Origin of the sequence: Burkholderia sp. Ac-20379, from assembly GCF_017104645.1 — a bacterium.
Taxonomy (GTDB): domain Bacteria; phylum Pseudomonadota; class Gammaproteobacteria; order Burkholderiales; family Burkholderiaceae; genus Burkholderia.
In genome coordinates, this window is record NZ_JAAGPF010000793.1 from 1 (window position 1) to 743 (window position 743).

General features: G+C 73.5%; 1 pseudogene. It reads left to right on the plus strand.

What is annotated here, in order from left to right:
- Positions 1–743, plus strand: a pseudogene (locus G3N92_RS34670) (transcriptional regulator); the annotation flags it as partial.

Here is a 743-nt window from a genome sequence, read left to right on the forward strand (position 1 = left end):
CCGCCGCCTCGACGGCCTGCCGCTCGCCATCGAGCTGGCCGCCGCGCGCGTCGCCACGCTCGGCGTGGATGGCGTGGCCGCGCGCCTCGACGACCGGCTCGACCTGCTCAGCGGCGGCCTGCGCCTCGCGCTGCCGCGCCATCAGACCTTGCGCGCGACGTTCGACTGGAGCTACACGCTGCTCGACGCCGATGCGCGCGCGCTGTTCCGCAGCCTCGCGTTCTTTTCGGGCAGCTTCACGTTCGACGCCGTGTGCGCGGTGGCGACCGAGCCGGGCATGCCGATCGCCACGGCGATTGCCGCGCTGACCGAACTGACCGCCAAATCGCTGATCGCCGTCGAATTCCACGGCGCGATCGCGCTGTACCGGCTGACCGAATCGACGCGCGCCTACGCGATGGAGCGGCTGCGCGGCGAGGGCGAGCTGGCGCGCGTCGGACGCCGCCATCTGCGCTATCTGCAACGCTATATCGACGAGCGCGACGCGCACGCGCCTTGCCCGTCCCGCCATCCCGGCGCGCCGCTCGACGCGGCGCGCAGCGTCTGGGAATGGGCGTTCTCCGACGACGGCGACCCGGCACTGGCCGTCTCGCTGGCGGGGTCGCTGGTGGGCACGCTGCTCGATCCGTCGCTGGTGGCCGAGTGCCGCGAGCGCTCCGGCTGCGCGCTCGCCACGCTCGACGCGCTGCCCGAAGGCGCAGTCGATCCGGACTGCGAAATGCGCGTGTGCACCGCGCACGCGG